The sequence below is a fragment of the Variovorax cryoconiti genome, from assembly GCF_051216395.1.
In the GTDB taxonomy this organism is placed as follows: domain Bacteria; phylum Pseudomonadota; class Gammaproteobacteria; order Burkholderiales; family Burkholderiaceae_C; genus Variovorax.
The window spans coordinates 1-1047 of sequence record NZ_JBPJZI010000074.1 but is presented as its reverse complement, the minus strand read 5'-3'; the positions used below and the strand labels follow the sequence as shown (position 1 = coordinate 1047).

The window sequence follows — 1047 nt, the reverse complement described above, 5'->3', positions numbered from 1 at the left end:
GCATCCGCTGGCCGCGCAGAAGCGCGTCATCGCGTCGCGGGAACTGGAGCAGCACGTTCAACTCGTCCTGACGGACCGCACCTCGCTGACCAGCGGCAAGAGCTTCGGCGTGTTCACTTCCTCGATATGGCGGCTCGCAGACCTGGGCGCAAAGCATGCGTTTCTTCGCGCGGGTTTCGGCTGGGGGCACATGCCGCTTGCCATGGTGCGCAGCGACATCGAGTCAGGGCTCCTGAGTCGGTTGCAGCTGGAGGCTTTTCAGCCCACCACGCCGCCGATTGCCATGTTTGCCGTGTACCGCAAGGACCTGCCGCCAGGACCCGCCGGGCGATGGTTCCTTGAGCACCTGAAGGATGCGGCGCCGGTGGGCGATACGCCGAAGTGATGCGAAAGACCGGTAGCGCGACTGCCGCGCATCAGCCGAGCAGCAGCGAAGCCTCGTCGCGCCAGTAGGCCACAGCGGCGAGCCAGCCTTCCCACACGCAGCCATTGCAGCCGCGACCGCAGCAGGTGGTGGGCTCGGGCGGCGGCGCGCGCATTGCGTGCCCTTCGGCATCGAGCAATGCCTGCACGCGCGCGATGAGCGCTTGCGCGCCGGCAAGGTTCGTGGGTTCGGGCAGCCGGTCGATGGCGTTCATGGAGGGCAGATCTTCATGCGTCGAGGTTCAGCTCCAGCCGCATCTTCGCCCCGCCCGATTCGCTCGACCCGATCGTGAGCTGCCCGCCATGCAGGCGCGCAACCTCGGCCACGAGGTGCAGCCCGAGCCCGGCGCCGCGCCCTCGCGGCACGAGCCGGTGAAACGGCGCCACCACGCGCTCACGGTCCGCTGCCGGAATGCCCGGTCCGGAGTCGAGCACCTCGAAGCCCGAAGGCTCCCACAGCCGCACCTGGATGTCGCAGCCCTGCCCGCCGTGCTCGATGGCGTTCTGGATCAGGTTGCTCAGCGCACGTTCGAGCGATGGCGCATCGCCGCGCACCCACAGCGGCTGCGGCGCATCGACCGACAGCGTGCAGCGGTTCATGATCGCCAGCGGCGCGATGTCGCC

General features: G+C 68.8%; 3 protein-coding genes. 1 reads left to right on the top strand and 2 read right to left on the bottom strand.

Annotation, left to right across the window (positions count from 1 at the left end; genetic code table 11):
• On the top strand, window positions 1–385 hold a 385-nt coding region (locus ACSFA2_RS25850), incomplete at its 5' end, for a LysR substrate-binding domain-containing protein (RefSeq protein ID WP_435458176.1).
• 31 nt (window positions 386–416) lie between these two features.
• On the opposite strand, the gene ACSFA2_RS25845 is transcribed toward ACSFA2_RS25850, so the two are convergent.
• Together ACSFA2_RS25845 and ACSFA2_RS25840 are read right to left on the bottom strand one after the other, a co-directional pair.
• Complete coding sequence (locus tag ACSFA2_RS25845) at window positions 417–638, bottom strand: oxidoreductase-like domain-containing protein (RefSeq protein WP_435458175.1); 222 nt, start codon at window positions 636–638, stop codon at window positions 417–419.
• A 13-nt stretch (window positions 639–651) separates the two neighbouring features.
• On the bottom strand, window positions 652–1047 hold a 396-nt coding region (locus ACSFA2_RS25840; protein ID WP_435458174.1), incomplete at its 5' end, for a sensor histidine kinase.